This window comes from Oceaniserpentilla sp. 4NH20-0058, assembly GCF_040371755.1.
GTDB lineage: Bacteria > Pseudomonadota > Gammaproteobacteria > Pseudomonadales > Oceanobacteraceae > Bermanella.
Window position 1 is genome coordinate 141,633 of sequence record NZ_BAABWE010000008.1, and the last position, 17,489, is coordinate 159,121.

Sequence of the window (17,489 nt, forward strand, 5' to 3'; positions counted from 1 at the left end):
GGGGGTGTGGCATGGCCACACAGATGACACCAGTACAACTACGCCAACAGATTCGCAGTGGTGAGTTCGTTCAGAACACATCCGGCCTGTGTGCTGGGTTTGTGCAATGCAACGTGGCCATTTTGCCTAAAGCGTGGGCCCATGAGTTTTTGCAGTTTTGCCAGTTGAATCCCAAACCGTGTCCGGTGATTGCCATGGCAGCCAATCCTGGCGATACATTCCTTAGTGAAATTGCCTCAGACTTCGATATACGCAGCGATGTGCCTAAGTATCGTATCTGGCGTAATGGTGCTTTGGTAGAAGAAGTCACCGATATAACCAATATATGGCGCGATGACTTAGTGACGTTTTTATTAGGTTGCTCGTTTAGTTTTGAAGAGGCATTACTGGCCGATGGCTTAGAAGTAAGAAACATAAGCGAGCAAAAAAACGTACCCATGTATAACACGAATATTCCATGTAAACCGGCTGGACGTTTTAATGGAAATATGGTGGTGAGTATGCGTCCGTTCAGCCCCAAAGATGCCATTCGTATGATTCAAATTTGCAGTCGTTTTCCATCGGTACACGGTGCGCCTATTCACTTTGGTGATCCGGCGGCCATTGGCATTGACGATATTAATCAACCAGATTACGGCGATGCGGTTACGATTAAACAAGGTGAAGTGCCGGTATTTACCGCCTGTGGCGTGACACCGCAAGCGGCCATTATGTCTGCTCGTCCGGAATTTTGCATCACTCATTCTCCGGGCCATATGGTGGTTAGTGATATCCCTAATTCTAAATTGGCCATCTTCTAAGGAGTGAACATGCCGTTACTATTAAATTGTGACTTAGGCGAAAGTTTTGGCTCATGGAAAATGGGTCTCGACGAAGACGTGTTCCCACATATTGACCAAGCCAACATTGCTTGTGGCTTTCATGGGGGAGACCCAATGGTGATGATGCGCACCATCGCATTGGCTAAACAGCATAATGTGAGCATTGGTGCACATCCTGCGTACCCTGATTTAGTGGGGTTTGGTCGGCGTTCTATGAATTGCTCGCACGATGAAATTACCAGCTTTGTTTTATATCAAATGAGTGCATTGGATGGCATGGCAAAAAGCCAAGATGTCACCATGGAATATGTCAAACCCCATGGTGCACTGTATAACGACATGATGGCAAAAGCAGATGTGCGCCGAGCTATTATGCAAGCGGTCGCCATGTACCACCGCCCCGTCAAACTTATGCTGCAAGCCACACAAGAGGCACCTCTACATGAAACAGAAGCCAAACAGTTAGGTGTTGAATTAATATTTGAAGCCTTTGCAGACCGTTGTTATGACGATGATGGGAAATTGTTAGCTCGTTCTAAATCCGGTGCGGTACACACAAAAGAAAAAATGCTAGCACAGGTGAAGCAACTTAATGAGCAAGGAATGATTACAACCGTCAGTGGTAATACATTTAGTATAAAAGCGGACTCTTTATGTGTACATGGTGATAATTTAGAAGGTGTACAAGCCATCAGCGAAATCAAACGTTTGATCAAAGGCGAATAACATGCAAATTCATGTGGCCGGTGAAAATGCGTTGATTGTGTATTTTTCTGATTCAGTAAGTGAAGTGACCTCGGCGCGCATTCAGCACACCACAGAGCAACTCAAATCCTATATGGGTGAAACCATTATTGATTTAGTGCCAAGTTATGCATCTTTGCTGGTTATTTTTGACGCCTTAAAAACCGATCATTTATTTATCCGGCAACTTATTCGCCAAGCGTATATCACTGGCGAGAATGCCAGTATTGGCATTGAAGAAAATGTGGTGCGCATCCCTGTATATTATGGCGAAGAAGTTTCCCTTGATTTAAATGCCATTGCACAAAAAAATAATCTTACCACTGAGCAAGTTATTGAAATACACCAAGCACAAACCTATCAGGTATATGCCATTGGCTTTGCACCGGGTTTTGCATACTTAGGTGAAACCGATCAACGAATTGCCACACCTCGCTTAGCCACTCCTAGAAAAAAAGTACCTAAAGGGGCCGTCGCCATTGCCGATAGGCAAACAGCGGTCTACCCCGCCAGCAGCCCAGGCGGGTGGAATCTCATTGGCGCATGCCCAATTGCCATGTTTGATCCTAAAGGCGAGCCGACCATGCCGCTAAAAGCTGGGGACCGTGTTCAATTTTTTGCCATTTCTAAGCAAGATTTTTTAGAACTCAATGGGGACGTTTCAGCGTGGGAGGCATTGAAATGACGTCTACTATAGAGATCATTCAGTCGGGCATTTTAAGTTTGATTCAAGACGCTGGACGTTTTGGACAGCACCACATTGGTCTAACCACAGGAGGGCCTTTGGACCCTGTTGCGTTTAAGTGGGCTAATCGGTTAGTGGGTAATGATGAGTACGCCAGTGCCATTGAAACCACGGTGGGTGGCATTAAGTTTAGAACCTATTGTGATACACAGTTAGCGGTTACGGGCGCAAAAGTTGATGTAAAAGTGAATGGCAAAATTCAACCTCAATGGCAAACGTTAAACCTAAAAAAACAAGACATGGTTGAATTAGGTTATGCCACGCAAGGCTGTCGCATCTATTTAGCGTTTGCTTCGGGCTTAAAAATTGAGCCGCAGTTTTGCAGTACCAGTACCGTATTGAGAGAGGGCATTGGTGGTTTAAATGGTCAAGCTTTACAAGTTGGGGATATATTGCCGTTGCACGCTAGCTCAGTTAGCAATAACCGTTTTGCCTTACCTGAACATGCTCAGCCTATATATGAAACTCACGTAACACTGAGATTGATACCCGGATACCAAGAACATCACTTTTCTCGTCATCAGCAGCGCATGTTTTTTTATCATGAATATACTGTGAGTGATTTATGTGATCGCATGGGTTATCGCTTAACGGGCCCTAACATTCAGTGTGATATTGAAGGTATTTTATCGGAAGGCATTTGTCTTGGTGCGGTTCAAATTCCTAAAGACGGGCAACCTATTGTACTTATGAACGACAGGCAAACCATTGGTGGTTATCCAAAAATTGGTTCTGTATTGTCTTTGGATATTGCCAAGCTTGCACAGTTGAGTAGTGGTGGCAAAGTGAAGTTTGAACCCATCACCATCGATCATGCTCACAATCTATTAACGTTAGAAAAATATAAATACGCACAACAAACTTTAATTTCATTGACGTAAGTCGTTCATTCAAGGGTGGGTTATGCATGAAGAAAATGAGTCACAAACGTTAGCAGTCAGTAAAAAAATAGAAAACAAGCTGGTCGAGCAAAATTTGCGTGGCCTGAAAACCATGCAAGATGCGTTAGAGTCCGGCTACATACTGCGCGCGGCTCAATTGTTAAAAAACGTGCAAGGAGTTGTGCTAATTGGCACGGGCTTTCCTGTTTTGGATACGTTTGAAACAGATGGCCCTGTGGGAGCGATAGCATTGTACCAAGCGTGTGAGATACTGGGTGCGCAGCCTATTTTTGTATGTTGCGCGCCGTTAAGTCATGCCTTAGGGCGTAATTATCGAGTGCATGAAATAACAGTGGGTGATATATCCACTGCCGCACAAAACGCTAAAAAGACATTACAGCAATACAAGCCAGAGTTAATTATCTCCATCGAGTCCCCCGGTCAAGCAATTGATGGAAAGTACTACAACATGCGTGGTGAAAACATTAGTGAACGCGCTGCGTGTTTTGATGAGTTTTTAAAAAACAGTACCTGCCCAAGTATTGCCATTGGCGACGGCGGTAACGAAATTGGTATGGGCAATATTCAAATAGCCTTACAAGCTTTAGATATCCAAGCAAGCGCCACTCAATGTGATGAGCTAGTGGTCGCGGATGTTTCAAACTGGGCTGCATTGGGTTTGATTGCCATGGTTGATTATTTAACCGGTAGACAACTACTTGATCAAGTGGATGCTATGTTGATACTTAAGTATTTATCTGAACACGGCAGCGTAGACGGGGTGACAAGAGAAAACACCCTCACTGAAGATGGTTTGCCTGCTCAAGTGGGTATCGAGCTAAAACACGCATTACAAACTATTATTAAATAATGAGTCTGTGGCATGCAATTCATGCATCGAGGTGTACATGAGTATCGTATTTTTAAATGACCGCTATATGCCAATGGCCGAGGCCAAAATTTCCCCCATGGATCGAGGTTTTTTATTTGGCGATGGCATCTATGAGGTGATTCCATCATACAGTGGCCAGCTTATTGGTTTTGGCCCGCACATAGAGCGCATGAAAAATGGCTTACACGCCATTGGTATTGAATTTGATTGGGGGCAAGACGAATGGCGTGACGTTTGCCACCAACTGATTGAAAAAAATGGTAAGGGTAATCTTGGTCTTTATTTGCATGTGAGCCGTGGCGCGGACACTAAACGTTTTCATGCCTATCCAGAAAATGTAGCTCCCACCGTGTTCGCATACGCGTTTGACATTCCAGCGGCCAATGTGCCGGACAAGACAAAAGTGAAACCGTACAAAGTGGCTACCACGCAAGATCTACGCTGGCAGCGTTGTAATATTAAATCCACAGCACTGCTTGGTAACGTGATGCATTTTCAATTTGGTTATGCGCAAGGTTATAACGAAACCTTATTGTTTAATGATAAAAACCAACTGACCGAAGCGGGCGCGTGTAACGCGTACATCGTAAAAGATGGTGTGGTGATCACCCCACCATTAGATCATCAGATCCTTCCGGGTATTACCCGCTTTATGTTATTGGATATTCTACGTAAACATTCAGACATAAAGGTTGAAGAGCGAATCATTACTATGGACGAGGTATTCAACGCCGATGAAGTTTGGATCACCAGTTCATCCAAAGAAATTGCACCTGTGGTGCAAATCGATGGTAAAGCCGTTGGTGATGGTCATATTGGAGATGTATGGCTGGTTGCACAGGGCTTGTATACCCAGCATAAGGCTGGGTATTAGTTAATATTAAATAATACGATATTTATTTAAGAGGGTTGCCTATTCTCTTTAGATATTTATGAGCAATCATCGCAGCACCACTTGTGTTGAAATGGTTAGAGTTTCTATACACGATTGTATTATTTATAGATAGTTGACAGTGTTGCTCGTCACACATGACATCTTTAAAATCAATATAATTAATATTAGGGAATCTACGCTTCATTTCATTGATAATATGTGATGATTCATAGGGCGTATTTAAAATACGGGCCTCGAAGTCTTTCATAAAGAGTGTAGCACCACCCTTAACTAATTTAAGTTTGTGCAGGTGTTCTTTTGTGGTGGCAGGCAGGCTAATAATGACACTTACTTTTTTATTATGAGTTAATATTTCTTTAATTGTATTTAGCAGATATTCATAATTTAGGTTGTTAGGATTTGCGTAAAAATCCCAGTTAGCTGCAAGTATAATGTGATCAAACTGTAATGCATATTCGAGCCGATCATTTGCATACTTAGGTGGGTAGTCATACATATTAGGAGAATGCATTCGAGTAAGTATCGGGTGGCCACCAGATGTTGAGTCATGTATATACAAGTTGGCATCTTGTGCTAGAACATCAATAAAAGAAGCACTGTGGTTCGCAAAAGAGTCACCAATTAACATACCATCAAGCTTATCTTTTTTAACACCTAGCCAGCAATCATCAATATTGCCAATTAGGTCGGCATCAAAACATTGTTTTCTAACGGTACTTGGGTAATTTCTTTTCTTATCAAATTCAGACAAATCTTCAAAACGATTAGGAAAACCATTAGTACCATCTAACACACCATAAATTGTAGCCAGTACAAGGAATGACGGCAGCATAATTTTTTTCATGGCACTTGATAGGGTAGGTATGTTGGCATGACGTATAGGCTGCTCTATAAAACGCCAAGATAAGTACGCCAATATAAATACTAAAAGGATTGAAATAATTCTAATGGGGCCTTCAAAATCCATACCTAAGTATTGGATAAATACAAATACAGGCCAGTGCCATAGGTATAATGAATATGATATTAAGCCGATGAATACAATGGCTTTATGGCTAAGAATGGTATTAACAACCCCCATGTTACTTTTACCGCTAATAATTAACAGCACTGCGCCTAGGCATGGCCAAAAAGCATTAAATCCAGGAAATACACTTTTATTCGTAATAACAAAAGCAGGTATTAGAATTAGGAATAGGCCCGTTAGTGAAATAATGTGGTTTGTACGATGCTCGAATTTTGGTAGTTTTGAGTAATAAATAGCTAGAGTAGAGCCCATTAGCATTTCAAATGCTCTTGCAGGAATTAAATAATATGCAGAGTGAGCAGAGGTATTGGCTAAATAAACCGATAATGCAATTAATATAGTGCATAGAATTAGAAGTATGCTTGGTAAATGTTTCGTAGTAACTAATTTGTATAGGATTAAAAATAAAGCAGGCCAAATAAAATAATATTGCTCTTCAACCGCCAGTGACCAAGTGTGTAATAAAGGGAAAAAGTCAGTATTAGGTGAAAAATATCCTCCGGTATTCTGCCAAAGAAAAAAATTACTGGTACTTAAAAATGAGTGGATTAGATTTCGACCATAAATTTCAAAATCATCAGGAAATAAAAATAAATACGCGGGAATGGTTGTTAAAATAAGCAAGCCAACAAGCGCAGGGATGAGTCGCTTTATTCTTCTAAGGTAAAAATTCTTAAAACTGAATGTCTCATTTAATACTTCACGATGAATAATATATGTTATTAAAAAGCCAGATATTACAAAAAACACATCGACACCAATGAATCCACCGCTAACAGCACTGAATTTGGCGTGAAAAATAATCACAAGTATTACTGCGATGGCTCTAAGACCGTCTATATCGGCACGATATCGAAATGTATCAGACATAATTGAGTTCTTTATATTTTTATTAATCAGGCTAAATTTTGATAACCTGTTAATCATGGTAGTTTAAATACGATGATTATTTAATGGTAAGGATTTCTTTCTTTTGGATCTTCTTGGGTTTTAAAGCGACGGTGCAACCAATAATATTGCTCAGGGCATGTCGTTACGACGCTCTCTAACCATTGGTTATAAGCCAAGGCATCAGCTTCTTCGTTGTCGGTTTTTTCTAAAGCTGGATAAAATTCTAAAACGTATTCGTGGCAGTTAGGTTTTCTAAAAAAGCTAAACGGCACTACGCGGGCATTACCTAAACGGCTTAGGGAGGTTAAGCCTGTGACGGTAGCGGCTTGTTGGCCAAAAAACGGAACAAACACCGATTGTCTACGACCGTAATCTTGGTCCGGCGCATACCATAATACATTTCCGCCACGCAGACACTTCACAAATCCACGTACGTCTTTTTTTCCGTAAGTGCCTTTGGCATAACGCTCACGGCCGCGCATCATTACCGCGTTCATCAGTTTGTTATCCAGCGGACGATAGGTCAGGTGTACATCTAATACTAGGCTTACAAGGGAGCCTGCTAAATCTAGAATACTAAAGTGCCCACCCGCCATAATCACACCTTGGCCAGAGTCCAACACATTTTTCATGTGTTTGAGACCTCTAACTTCTAAAGTTGGCTCAAATTTTTCATAGTCACCAAACCAAGCGGTGGCGCTATCAAAATAGCCCTGAATACTTTCGTGAAAGATGTTTTTGATGAGTTGTCGCTTTTCGTTTTGCGGCATATTCGGGAAGCAAATATCTAAATTAACTTGTGCCACATGGCGACGACTTTTGGCTAAATGAAAGGCAAGCCAACCAAGGCCCTTGCTAATTTGCCACTGCCACTTGAATGGCAGTAAGTGTGCTAAATATAAAAAACCAATCAATAGCCAATAGCCGAAATACTTGGGGTGCAAGTATTCCAGTTTTAATAGGGAGTAATCTTGATCGACAATGCGTCTACTTTTGGCCATGGTACGTCTTGTTTTGTATATTTAGGGCAGCGAGTTAACTGTGGGCTTTAATGCTATTAATAATATTAGTGGTGCTGCATCCGTCTTCAAAGTTTAACACCTGAACTTCACCGCCATTGGCGATGACTTCTTTGCCCCCTGCGATGTCTTCAATTTTATAATCACCGCCTTTAACTAATATGTTTGGCAGTAATTTTGCGATAAGGCGTTGCGGAGTGTCTTCACTAAAGGGCACTACATAATCCACGCTTTCGAGTCCGGCGAGCACATCCATGCGGTGAACCGTTGGGTTAATGGGGCGGCCTTCTCCTTTTAAGCGGCGAACGGAGTCGTCGGTATTCACTGCAACAATGAGTCGATCTCCCAGTTTTTTGGCGTTTTTCAAATAGCTCACATGACCGGGGTGTAAAATATCAAAGCAGCCGTTGGTCATGACCAAGGTTTCCCCTTGGGCTTTTGCATCTTGGATGACGTCCAGTAGGGCATCTTCATCTAGGATGCCACCATGGGCGATTTCATCGGCTTTGGCTTCACGGCGTAACTCTGCAAGGCTGACAGTGGCGGTGCCCAGTTTTGCCACCACAAGGGCGGCAGCGGTATTGGCTAACGCAGTGGCTTCTGGCAATGAGCTGCCTGCCGCATAGGCCGCAGCCAATACACTAATGACGGTATCGCCAGCACCGGTGACGTCATACACTTCACGGGCGGTGGCCGCTAGATGTACAGGCTGTTCACCTTTTTGAAATAAGGTCATGCCTTTTTCACTGCGCGTCACCAGTAAGGCGTCTAGCCCTACGGTTTCTAATAATTCAAAACCTTTGCTAAGTAGTTCCGCTTCGTCTTTGCATGGGCCAACCACTTGCTCAAACTCGCTCATGTTTGGTGTAATCAAGGTGGCGCCACTGTAGCGATTAAAGTCACTGCCTTTGGGGTCAATAAAGATGGCTTTGCCAGCGGCTTTGGCCACGGCGATAAACGCTTCAATGTTATGCAAAGCGCCTTTGCCGTAATCACTTAAAATGACCACATCACAACTGCTTACGTGTTGTTCAAATGCGTTAAGCATTGAGCGGTTGTCTGCATCGGCAAACGACTCTTCAAAGTCTAAGCGAATAAGTTGCTGGTGGCGGCTTAATACACGCAGTTTAGTGATGGTTGGGTGGCTGGCAATGGCGGTAAATTGAGTGCTAATGTTGTGGTGGTTTAGGGTGTCTGTGAGCACTTGGGCGTTTTCATCTCGACCCACTAACCCCATTAATTGGGCATTGGCGGTTAAACTGGCTATATTTAATGCGACGTTACCTGCACCGCCAGCACGATCTTCAATTTCACTGACTTTTACCACAGGAACCGGTGCTTCTGGTGAAATACGTGAGGTTGGGCCGCTCCAATAACGATCTAACATCACATCCCCAACCACTAAAACACGGGCATTGGCAAAGTTAGGCAGGCGTAAAGTCATGAAATTTAAACCACATTATTTTAAAGCCTGCTATGGTAGCACAAGCTTGTCCGTTAGACGTGTTAGAATAATCCACTTTGATATGAATTTAGCCGCCATATGTCCCGTTTAATTTACACCTTGATATTTACCCTTTTAATGCCTGTGATTCTTGTGCGTTTGTTTGTGCGTGCACGTAAAGCGCCTGCCTATGGTAAAAACTGGTGGCAGCGTTTTGGTGTGTTTAACGGGCCGAAAAAGATTAATGGTAAACAAGGGGGAATTTGGTTTCATACGGTGAGCGTAGGGGAGTTTATTGCTGCGGCACCATTAATTGAGCAAACCATGCATGCTTTTCCAGATGAGCTTATTACAATAACCACCACGACCCCCACTGGCAGTGAACAAGTACGCCAGAGGTTTTCTCAGTATATAGGTAAGCAAGTGTTCCATGTGTATCTGCCTTATGATTTACCATGGTTTTTGTATGGCTTTTTATACAAGGTTCAGCCTAGATTATTGGTGATTTTAGAAACCGAGTTGTGGCCGAATTTGATTCACTGCGCCCATAAAATTGGCTGTTACACTATGCTGGTGAATGCGCGTTTAAGTGAGAAAAGCGCTAAAGGCTACGGCAAGGTCAGTGGCTTAACCTCTTCTATGCTTAACAAATTAGATGTGCTGGCGGTTCAAAACAAAACGGATGGCCAGCGGTTTTTAGGGTTAGGAATGAAAGAAGAGCGTATGTTGGTCACCGGTAGTATTAAATTTGATTTAACTATCTCTTCTGATTTAGTTGCCCAAGGTAAAGCCATTCGCCAAAGCTGGGGTGAGACACGGCCAGTGGTGATCGTAGCCAGTACTCATCATGGGGAAGATGTCATTGCCCTTGATGCTTATTCACAATTAAAGAAAACTCACCCCCAGCTATTGATGATATTAGTACCTCGCCACCCTGAGCGTTTTGATGGGGTAGCGGATTTAATTGAACAACAAAAATTTATGTTAGCACGCCGCTCATTACACAATACCTCAAGCGAAATAGACGTATTTTTATTAGATAGTATGGGGGAGTTAATGCCATTTTTAGCGGCTAGTGATGTGTGTGTAATGGGGGGCAGCTTTGTTGAAAATGGTGGGCACAACCCGTTGGAACCCGCTGCGCTTTCAATTCCAGTGCTGATGGGTAAAAGCCAAGTTAATTTTGCCTTAATATGTCAGCAACTTGAGCAGGCTGGTGGTTTAAAGACGGTGAGTGCTGAGGGGTTAGTTGATCAATTAGATATTTGGTTTAAACAACCGGAAATTGCACAAGCCGCAGGTCATGCTGCGCAACAAGTGGTGGCGCAAAACCGCGGAGCTAAACAAAAAGTGTTTGAACTGATTGAGGAAAAAATAAAAAAGGCTTAATAGCCTTTAATAGAATAATCGATTTCAAAGTCAATGCCTTCGACTCGCGACACTCCCGTATTCACCGTACCGTCGTCTTTTAATTCCAGCCAGCGATACCCTGGGCCTTGAGTGTCTACATCAAAGTCTTTCGAATTTGGAGTAAATTGAACGCAGGTTGATGGCGTGGAAATAAAGCGCACACCGTTTTCCATGATGTCACTGTCTTGGTGTACATGGCCCCACAGTACAACACGTACATTTTCAAATTGATTAATAATATTGAAGAATGCATTGCTGTTACGAATTTGCTGGGTATCAAGCCATTTACAGCCCATTGGACGGGGGTGGTGATGCATGGTGATAAGGGTATGGCTATTCGGGTCGGCCTCTAATGCGCGTTTTAATAGGCGTAATTGATCAATATGGAAATTCCCGAATACGCTGCCGGGTACTTGGCTATCGAGTAATATTAATTGCCATGGACCTTTTTTCACGACGCTGAGCATTTCTTGCTGCTCAGTGACGACTTTGAGCATGTTGTCCCGTTGGTCGTGGTTACCCGGAATCCAAAATTGCTCTTTGCCTTCGTTAGCGAGTAAGTCTTTTAGATATTGGTAGGACTCAATGCTGCCGTCTTGGCTTAAATCGCCGGTGCAGAGGTAAAAATCAAAAGCGGCTTGTTCTTTACGGATGTTATCCATAACCGCATGTAAGCTGGCCTGAGTGTCCATCCCAAGCAGCTTGCCTTCGTCTGTGGCAAATAAGTGGCAATCAGTAATCTGTATAAATCTTTGCATGACTTTTAAGGTCCATACCCTTCCGTAGGTCACGAATACAATAATGGCGCGCACTATACTGGTATTATCTTAGTCACTTCCAGTGCCAGAGTCACATTTTAGGGCCTTGGGCGTGAAATTTAATTCAATATTAGATTCGCCGTGATGTAAACAGTGTTCTAGCCAATCTGCCAAAAATTGATTGATTTGGTGCTTTTCATCTGGATGGCGCATTTGTGGATTGGGGTAATGATAAACCCCACTAAATTTATGGTTATTGTCAAATGTAACCACTTCAGCCATGCGTACATCGTGATAAAGGCGAACCTCCATGTGAGGTGGTTTTAGAAAATCCCCCAGCTCGCTAATCTGTTCTACACCAATAGTTAAGGTGTAAGGAAACTGCTCTGTGATCTCAAAGCGAATGCGAGTTTTACGCCCGATGCCTCCTGTAATGCTGAACTCACGGCCAGTGCCTTTATCCATATCAGGCAGCAAAGAGAGCAAGCGCATGTAATTGCTCTCGCACACTTTTGCAAAATTGGTGAGATCGGGCACATAGTGCTTGGCCATTTAACGGTGAGCTCCACTTATGATTGGGCTTTTAATAATCTTAATTCTAGCCATTGCAGGGCAATAATGGTGGCGGCGTTGGCAATAACCCCAGATTCTACCGCAGTAAAGGCATCTTTTGAGGAAACTTTGCAGATGCGAATGTCTTCACTTTCATGGTCTAACCCGTGTACACCGTCAATGGGGGTGCTGTCTATTTCCGTCATAAACACGTGTAGAACCTCGTTTGTGCCGCCAGAACTTGATAAATAGCGGCACACAGGGATTAACTTGCTTTCGTTTATTACGGTACCACTTTCTTCTAAGGTTTCTCTAACGGCTACCTCTTCTGGGGTTTGGCCTTGATCAATCATGCCTGCTACTACTTCATATTGCCATGGACTTGCTTCATCCAGTGCGCCTGCACGAAATTGTTCGGTTAGTACCACAACATCTAGTTTTGGGTCATAAAGTAGAACAGCAGTAGCATTGCCGCGCTCGAATATTTCACGGGTAAATTGCTCATTCCAATGACCGTTGAACAATTTATGCTGCAATGTGAGCTTACTCATGCGGAAGAAACCTTGGTAACAGGTCTCTTTTTTTAGCACTTTAGCATCAGTAGATTGGTACGTTGGCTTGATCATAGTGATAATTTTTCTTTTTAAGACTCGGTTGTGTGATTATTTGCAACAATGAGTTGTATTAGTAATTTCTAATATATGGTTCCATGATGACGATTATGTGGTTAGAATCCATGTAACCTTGTTCTTCTACAGGAAGCACCCATGAAAAAACTGGCAATTGCCTTATTTGCATTAAGCGCCACAGTAACATCTCAGGCCGCCGACCTTAAAAGTGTTTTTGAGCAAGCCCTAGTAAATGATCCGCAATTAGCGGCAGAGTTAGCGTTGGCCAATGCTAATGGTCAAAGCCAAGGCTTGGCAGGTCAAGCCATTATGCCAACGGTCACGTTAAGTGCGGATATTGGCAGTACTTCTATTGATGCGTATGGAGCCGTGCCTAAAACCGACACCGATACCACCTCTTATACGCTACAAGCGGTTCAGCCTATTATTGCGCCTCAAAGCTGGTATGGCTATGGCGCCGCTAAAGCCGCTAGTGATAGTGCCCAATTAGAATTAGCCAAAGCCCAGCAAAGCTTAGTGGTTAGAATTAGTGAAGCATATTTTAATGTACTACGTGCGAATGCGGGTTTGGCATCAGCTAAAGCTCAAGAAGCTGCCGTTAAGCGCCAGTTAGAGCAAACCCAACAGCGTTTTAAAGTGGGTTTAATTGCCATTACCGATGTACACGAAGCGCAAGCGGTTTACGATGGTGCAACAGTTGAACTGATCGCCGCTGAAAGCCAGTTAGATATTGCCTATGAAGCGTTAGCACTATTAACCGGCGAGCGTTACGATCGCATCAATCCGTTAAAAGAGACGATTCCCTTAGTTGGACCCGTACCGGCTGATCGTACTGCGTGGGAGCAAAAAGCCTTAGGACAAAATCTAGATGTACTAATTGCGGAAAAGTCTCAGTTATCGGCTCAGCGTAATCATAAGTCTAAAATTTCAGGTCACTTACCAACTGTCAATTTAGTGGGCCGCTATTCTTCTTCGGATCAACTTAGCCAAATGAACCCTGACCAAGATGATATTACTTCTACTTACGTGGGTGTTCAGGTTAGCCTTCCTATCTTCTCCGGTGGTGCCACTTGGGCTGGGCAAAAACAAGCTTACTATCAACGTCAAGCGGCTGAAAAAAGCTTAGAAGCGGCTCAGCGAGGGGCGACACTGAATATCCGTACTTTATACCGTCAACTTGAAGCGGATGTAGCGCGTATTAAAGCTCGAAAGCAAGCCATGACCTCAGCTAAAAGCGCCATGGAAGCCACACAAACCGGCTACGAAGTAGGTACGCGTAATATTGTTGAAGTGCTGCAGGCTCAGTTATCTGTATTCAGTGCGCAACGTGATTATGAGTTTTCTCGCTACGATTACGTGGTGGATTTATTGAAATTCCGTCAGGCAGCTGGTGAGTTATCGGTTGCGGATATCGACGAAATAAATGCCTGGCTACAAAAATAAATCCTGCATGATTGATCTGTCAAAACCCGCTTCGGCGGGTTTTTGCGTTAAGGGAAACCACTAGGCCTCGATAATACCTGAGCCTTTAAGGGGCTTAATGACCCAATTCAATGTCGAAAAAAGCCGTCGAGACGAAAATAGGATTAACACCTCCACTAAGATAAACACAAGGTTGCATCTGTGACGGCATAGTAGCAGCCTATAAATAGCAATGTATCTAATAAACATGTGATACATAGCTGTGTGCAAATAGACAGATATTAATGGGAGCATAGCGAATATCATTCTATGTATACGGAACTGACTTGCAGATTTGCCATAGCTGCTTGTATGCTAGCGCCAGATAACCAATAAGAATTCGCATCAATATGATTCCAGACACCCTGCGCTGCCTGTATTTACATGGCTTTCGAAGTGGCCCAAGCTCCACGAAAGCCCAGCAGACGCTCAGCTGGTTTGCACAACATGACGTTGCCCAGAATATACACATCCCTCAATTATCGGCTGATCCCACTGAAGCCATGGATCAAGCACAATTCCTGTATGAACAAATGGTTGATGAAGTAGGTACAGAAAACTGCTTTATAATAGGCTCTAGCTTGGGTGGCTATTATGCAAGCTACTTGGTAGAACGTTTTGGTGGGCGAGCAGTATTAATCAACCCAGCGGTTAGGCCGTATGAGTTGCTACAGGATTATTTAGGGGAGCTAGAGAATTTCTACAATGGTGAAAAATTCACCGTAACACAAGAGTATCTGGGTGCATTAAAGGCAATGGATACACCCTTGTTGCATCAGCCAGAGCATCACTTGTTATTGGTGCAAACCCATGATGAAACATTGGATGCTATGGAGGCGATAAGTAAGTATCGCAATAGTCCATGCATCATTGAATACGGTGGTGACCATAGCTATGTGGATTACCCTAAACGTTTACCCAGTATATTAAATTTCGCCACCCAGCCTTATTTGGTGGCTCAGCGACAAGAGCAATAAACAAGTATGAGTAACTATACTGCGCAATCCATCGAGGTATTAAGTGGTCTTGACCCAGTGCGTAAGCGCCCGGGCATGTACACTGAAACCAATCGACCAAACCATCTGGCCCAAGAAGTCATCGATAACTCAGTGGATGAAGCCCTAGCCGGTCACTGTAGTTATATCAAAATAGAGTTATTTGCTGATCAGTCATTATCAGTAACCGATGACGGACGGGGCATGCCCACGGACATTCATCCAGAACACGGCGTAAGCGGTGTGGAATTGATTCTAACCAAGCTACATGCAGGTGGTAAGTTCAGTAACGACAATTACCAATTCAGTGGTGGTTTACACGGTGTGGGTGTATCTGTTGTTAACGCATTATCTCAAGCCCTTGAAGTGACTATTCGTCGTGGCGGTGAAATATTCCGCATCGCGTTTAAAGACGGTTATAAAGCTCTAGAGCTTGAGAAAATTGGCGAAACCAAAAAGAAAAAAGATACCGGCACCACAGTACGTTTTTTGCCTGACCCTAAATATTTCGATAGTCACAAATTCTCAGTAACTCGTTTAAAGCATGTATTGCGTGCAAAAGCGGTGTTATGCCCAGGGCTTAAAATTGAATTCATCAACCACGGTAATACAGAAGATAATAGCGAATGGTATTACGAAGACGGTTTAGTGGATTACTTAACCGATGCCACCAAGGGTTATGAAGTCATGCCACTTGAGCCGTTTGTTGGATCAATGGCTGGTGAAAAAGAAGCGGTTGATTGGGCAGTGCAATGGTTGCCAGAAGGTGGCGACCAGTTAATGGAAAGTTATGTGAACCTTATTCCCACCGCACAAGGGGGCACACATGTTAATGGACTGCGTACTGGCTTATTAGAAGCATTGCGCGAGTTTTGTGAATTTCGTAGTTTACTGCCGCGCGGTGTGAAACTCACACCTGATGATGTGTGGGACAAACTTAGCTACGTGCTAAGTACGAAAATGGCTGATCCTCAATTCTCAGGACAAACCAAAGAACGTCTTTCCTCCCGAGAAGCCAGTGCGTTTGTTGGTGGTGTTGTTAAAGACAGTTTTAGCTTATGGCTAAATGAGCACTCAGCTATAGGTGAGCAAATTGCTGAAATGGTGATCAGCAATGCTCAGCGCAGAATGCGCAGCGCGAAAAAAGTCGTGCGTAAAAAAGTTACTCAAGGTCCAGCCTTACCCGGCAAGCTGGCGGATTGCTCTACCAGTGATCCAAGTTATTCAGAATTATTTTTAGTGGAAGGGGACTCGGCAGGCGGTTCAGCTAAACAAGCCCGTAACCGTGAAAACCAAGCCATCATGCCCTTGCGCGGTAAAATCCTAAACAGCTGGGAAGTGGAAAGCGGTGAGGTACTTGCCAGTCAAGAAATTCATGATATTTCCGTAGCGCTAGGTATCGACCCTGCATCCGATGATTTAACTAATTTACGTTACGGAAAAGTATGTATTCTTGCGGATGCGGATAGTGATGGGCTGCACATTGCCACACTATTATGCGCATTGTTTGTTCGTCACTTCCGTCCACTGGTGGAGCAAGGTCATGTGTATGTGGCCATGCCGCCACTGTATCGCATCGATGTGGGTAAAGAAGTGTATTACGCCTTAGACGAAGCTGAACGCCAAGGTGTATTGGAGCGCATCAAAGCCGAAAAGAAAAAAGGTAAAGTGGGCGTACAACGTTTTAAAGGTTTGGGTGAAATGAACCCTCTGCAACTACGTGAAACCACTATGGACCCAGATACTCGTCGCTTAGTACAGTTAACCCTTGAACCCGGTGATGGCACCAATGAAGTCATGGATATGTTGCTAGGTAAGAAGCGAGCAGGTGATCGTAAGAATTGGCTTGAAGAAAAAGGCAACATGGTTGAGCTTGAGGTGTAGGGTGCGTGAACGCACCTATTACGCTTGACGCTACGGCGTTAAAAAATGTTTTTGATGAGGGCGTTTAGTAAACTAAATAACTGAGTCAAAAACATTTTTTGCCTTGTATCGCCATCGCTCATAACGGTGCCACCTGAGACGCTGATTTAAAAGCTTTAAAAGCGTCATACTCAAGTTAATTGGGTATTCAGAAAGAATAGAAACGTTCAGAAATGTCATGCCCGACTTGATTGGGCATCCATAAAGAAGTTTATAAACTTAAAATTTTTTGAGTTTTAAAGAATTAAAATTTTGATTGGTTAAGGTTGTTATAAAAACGAATTATACGAAATGTCTTCGAGGCAAAAATTTTTTTAAATACTGGAATCTACAAGTCGTAAATGAGGATTTTAAAAATATTTTTAACAAAGAAGTCATGAATAGAAGCGTTTTTAGATAACC

Annotated in this window: 16 protein-coding genes; 10 read left to right on the forward strand and 6 right to left on the reverse strand. The window is 43.3% G+C overall.

Annotation, left to right across the window (positions count from 1 at the left end):
- Positions 1-11: 11 nt before the first annotated feature.
- The 6 genes from ABWV45_RS11675 to ABWV45_RS11700 are packed head-to-tail and all read left to right on the forward strand — an operon-like array spanning position 12 to position 4,957.
- Complete coding sequence (locus ABWV45_RS11675; protein WP_353351833.1) at positions 12-800, forward strand: putative hydro-lyase; 789 nt, start codon at positions 12-14, stop codon at positions 798-800.
- 9 nt (positions 801-809) lie between these two features.
- The gene (locus tag ABWV45_RS11680) at positions 810-1,547 is read left to right on the forward strand and encodes a 5-oxoprolinase subunit PxpA (protein ID WP_353351835.1); all 738 of its coding nucleotides are present in this window, start codon (positions 810-812) and stop codon (positions 1,545-1,547) included.
- 1 nt (position 1,548) lies between these two features.
- The gene (gene pxpB / locus ABWV45_RS11685) at positions 1,549-2,250 is read left to right on the forward strand and encodes a 5-oxoprolinase subunit PxpB (protein WP_353351837.1); all 702 of its coding nucleotides are present in this window, start codon (positions 1,549-1,551) and stop codon (positions 2,248-2,250) included.
- Positions 2,247-3,191, forward strand: coding sequence for a 5-oxoprolinase subunit C family protein (locus ABWV45_RS11690; RefSeq protein ID WP_353351839.1), 945 nt, complete (start codon positions 2,247-2,249; stop codon positions 3,189-3,191). Before pxpB ends, ABWV45_RS11690 begins: the two co-directional genes overlap by 4 nt.
- 22 nt (positions 3,192-3,213) lie before the next feature.
- On the forward strand, positions 3,214-4,062 hold the full coding sequence (locus ABWV45_RS11695; RefSeq protein WP_353351841.1) for a glutamate cyclase domain-containing protein: 849 nt from the start codon (positions 3,214-3,216) through the stop codon (positions 4,060-4,062).
- Positions 4,063-4,099: 37 nt separating this feature from the next.
- Positions 4,100-4,957: a D-amino acid aminotransferase gene (locus ABWV45_RS11700; protein WP_353351843.1), complete on the forward strand. Its 858-nt coding sequence runs from the start codon at positions 4,100-4,102 to the stop codon at positions 4,955-4,957.
- Between the two features lie 22 nt (positions 4,958-4,979).
- Here ABWV45_RS11700 and ABWV45_RS11705 read toward each other — a convergent pair whose 3' ends face one another.
- The 3 genes from ABWV45_RS11705 to hldE form a co-directional block, all read right to left on the reverse strand.
- Positions 4,980-6,875, reverse strand: a complete 1,896-nt coding sequence (locus ABWV45_RS11705) for an acyltransferase family protein (protein ID WP_353351845.1) — start codon at positions 6,873-6,875, stop codon at positions 4,980-4,982.
- A gap of 80 nt (positions 6,876-6,955) precedes the next feature.
- A complete protein-coding gene (gene lpxL, locus ABWV45_RS11710) occupies positions 6,956-7,897 on the reverse strand; it encodes an LpxL/LpxP family Kdo(2)-lipid IV(A) lauroyl/palmitoleoyl acyltransferase (protein WP_353351847.1) in 942 nt (313 codons plus the stop codon).
- 34 nt (positions 7,898-7,931) lie between these two features.
- Positions 7,932-9,359: a bifunctional D-glycero-beta-D-manno-heptose-7-phosphate kinase/D-glycero-beta-D-manno-heptose 1-phosphate adenylyltransferase HldE gene (gene hldE / locus ABWV45_RS11715; protein ID WP_353351849.1), complete on the reverse strand. Its 1,428-nt coding sequence runs from the start codon at positions 9,357-9,359 to the stop codon at positions 7,932-7,934.
- Between the two features lie 99 nt (positions 9,360-9,458).
- Here hldE and waaA point away from each other — a divergent pair, with 99 nt between their 5' ends.
- Complete coding sequence (gene waaA / locus ABWV45_RS11720) at positions 9,459-10,748, forward strand: lipid IV(A) 3-deoxy-D-manno-octulosonic acid transferase (RefSeq protein ID WP_353351850.1); 1,290 nt, start codon at positions 9,459-9,461, stop codon at positions 10,746-10,748.
- Here the strand turns inward: waaA and cpdA are convergent.
- The 3 genes from cpdA to ABWV45_RS11735 form a co-directional block, all read right to left on the reverse strand.
- Positions 10,745-11,527 (reverse strand): 3',5'-cyclic-AMP phosphodiesterase, encoded by a 783-nt coding sequence (gene cpdA / locus ABWV45_RS11725; RefSeq protein WP_353351852.1) that lies wholly within the window; start codon positions 11,525-11,527, stop codon positions 10,745-10,747. The two genes, waaA and cpdA, sit on opposite strands and share 4 nt — an antisense overlap.
- A 69-nt stretch (positions 11,528-11,596) precedes the next feature.
- Positions 11,597-12,079 carry a DUF1249 domain-containing protein gene (locus tag ABWV45_RS11730; protein ID WP_353351854.1) on the reverse strand — a complete coding sequence of 161 codons (483 nt, stop codon included), beginning with the start codon at positions 12,077-12,079 and terminating at the stop codon, positions 11,597-11,599.
- A 17-nt stretch (positions 12,080-12,096) separates the two neighbouring features.
- The gene (locus ABWV45_RS11735) at positions 12,097-12,705 is read right to left on the reverse strand and encodes an NUDIX domain-containing protein (RefSeq protein ID WP_353351856.1); all 609 of its coding nucleotides are present in this window, start codon (positions 12,703-12,705) and stop codon (positions 12,097-12,099) included.
- A gap of 141 nt (positions 12,706-12,846) precedes the next feature.
- Between ABWV45_RS11735 and ABWV45_RS11740 the strand changes: the two genes are divergently transcribed.
- From ABWV45_RS11740 to parE, 3 genes are all read left to right on the forward strand, one after another.
- Positions 12,847-14,151, forward strand: coding sequence for a TolC family outer membrane protein (locus ABWV45_RS11740; protein WP_353351858.1), 1,305 nt, complete (start codon positions 12,847-12,849; stop codon positions 14,149-14,151).
- A 368-nt stretch (positions 14,152-14,519) separates the two neighbouring features.
- Positions 14,520-15,146 carry a YqiA/YcfP family alpha/beta fold hydrolase gene (locus ABWV45_RS11745; RefSeq protein ID WP_353351860.1) on the forward strand — a complete coding sequence of 209 codons (627 nt, stop codon included), beginning with the start codon at positions 14,520-14,522 and terminating at the stop codon, positions 15,144-15,146.
- A gap of 6 nt (positions 15,147-15,152) precedes the next feature.
- A complete protein-coding gene (gene parE, locus ABWV45_RS11750) occupies positions 15,153-17,048 on the forward strand; it encodes a DNA topoisomerase IV subunit B (protein WP_353351862.1) in 1,896 nt (631 codons plus the stop codon).
- Positions 17,049-17,489: the final 441 nt, after the last annotated feature.

Coding starts and splice junctions, on each gene's coding strand:
- ABWV45_RS11690 (WP_353351839.1), top strand. CDS start 2,247: ATGACGTCTACTATAGAGATCATTCAGTCGGGCATTTTAAGTTTGATT.
- waaA (WP_353351850.1), top strand. CDS start 9,459: ATGTCCCGTTTAATTTACACCTTGATATTTACCCTTTTAATGCCTGTG.
- ABWV45_RS11730 (WP_353351854.1), bottom strand. CDS start 12,079: ATGGCCAAGCACTATGTGCCCGATCTCACCAATTTTGCAAAAGTGTGC.
- hldE (WP_353351849.1), bottom strand. CDS start 9,359: ATGACTTTACGCCTGCCTAACTTTGCCAATGCCCGTGTTTTAGTGGTT.
- ABWV45_RS11675 (WP_353351833.1), top strand. CDS start 12: ATGGCCACACAGATGACACCAGTACAACTACGCCAACAGATTCGCAGT.
- ABWV45_RS11745 (WP_353351860.1), top strand. CDS start 14,520: ATGATTCCAGACACCCTGCGCTGCCTGTATTTACATGGCTTTCGAAGT.
- ABWV45_RS11680 (WP_353351835.1), top strand. CDS start 810: ATGCCGTTACTATTAAATTGTGACTTAGGCGAAAGTTTTGGCTCATGG.
- ABWV45_RS11700 (WP_353351843.1), top strand. CDS start 4,100: ATGAGTATCGTATTTTTAAATGACCGCTATATGCCAATGGCCGAGGCC.
- lpxL (WP_353351847.1), bottom strand. CDS start 7,897: ATGGCCAAAAGTAGACGCATTGTCGATCAAGATTACTCCCTATTAAAA.
- ABWV45_RS11735 (WP_353351856.1), bottom strand. CDS start 12,705: ATGATCAAGCCAACGTACCAATCTACTGATGCTAAAGTGCTAAAAAAA.
- cpdA (WP_353351852.1), bottom strand. CDS start 11,527: ATGCAAAGATTTATACAGATTACTGATTGCCACTTATTTGCCACAGAC.
- ABWV45_RS11695 (WP_353351841.1), top strand. CDS start 3,214: ATGCATGAAGAAAATGAGTCACAAACGTTAGCAGTCAGTAAAAAAATA.
- ABWV45_RS11740 (WP_353351858.1), top strand. CDS start 12,847: ATGAAAAAACTGGCAATTGCCTTATTTGCATTAAGCGCCACAGTAACA.
- pxpB (WP_353351837.1), top strand. CDS start 1,549: ATGCAAATTCATGTGGCCGGTGAAAATGCGTTGATTGTGTATTTTTCT.
- parE (WP_353351862.1), top strand. CDS start 15,153: ATGAGTAACTATACTGCGCAATCCATCGAGGTATTAAGTGGTCTTGAC.
- ABWV45_RS11705 (WP_353351845.1), bottom strand. CDS start 6,875: ATGTCTGATACATTTCGATATCGTGCCGATATAGACGGTCTTAGAGCC.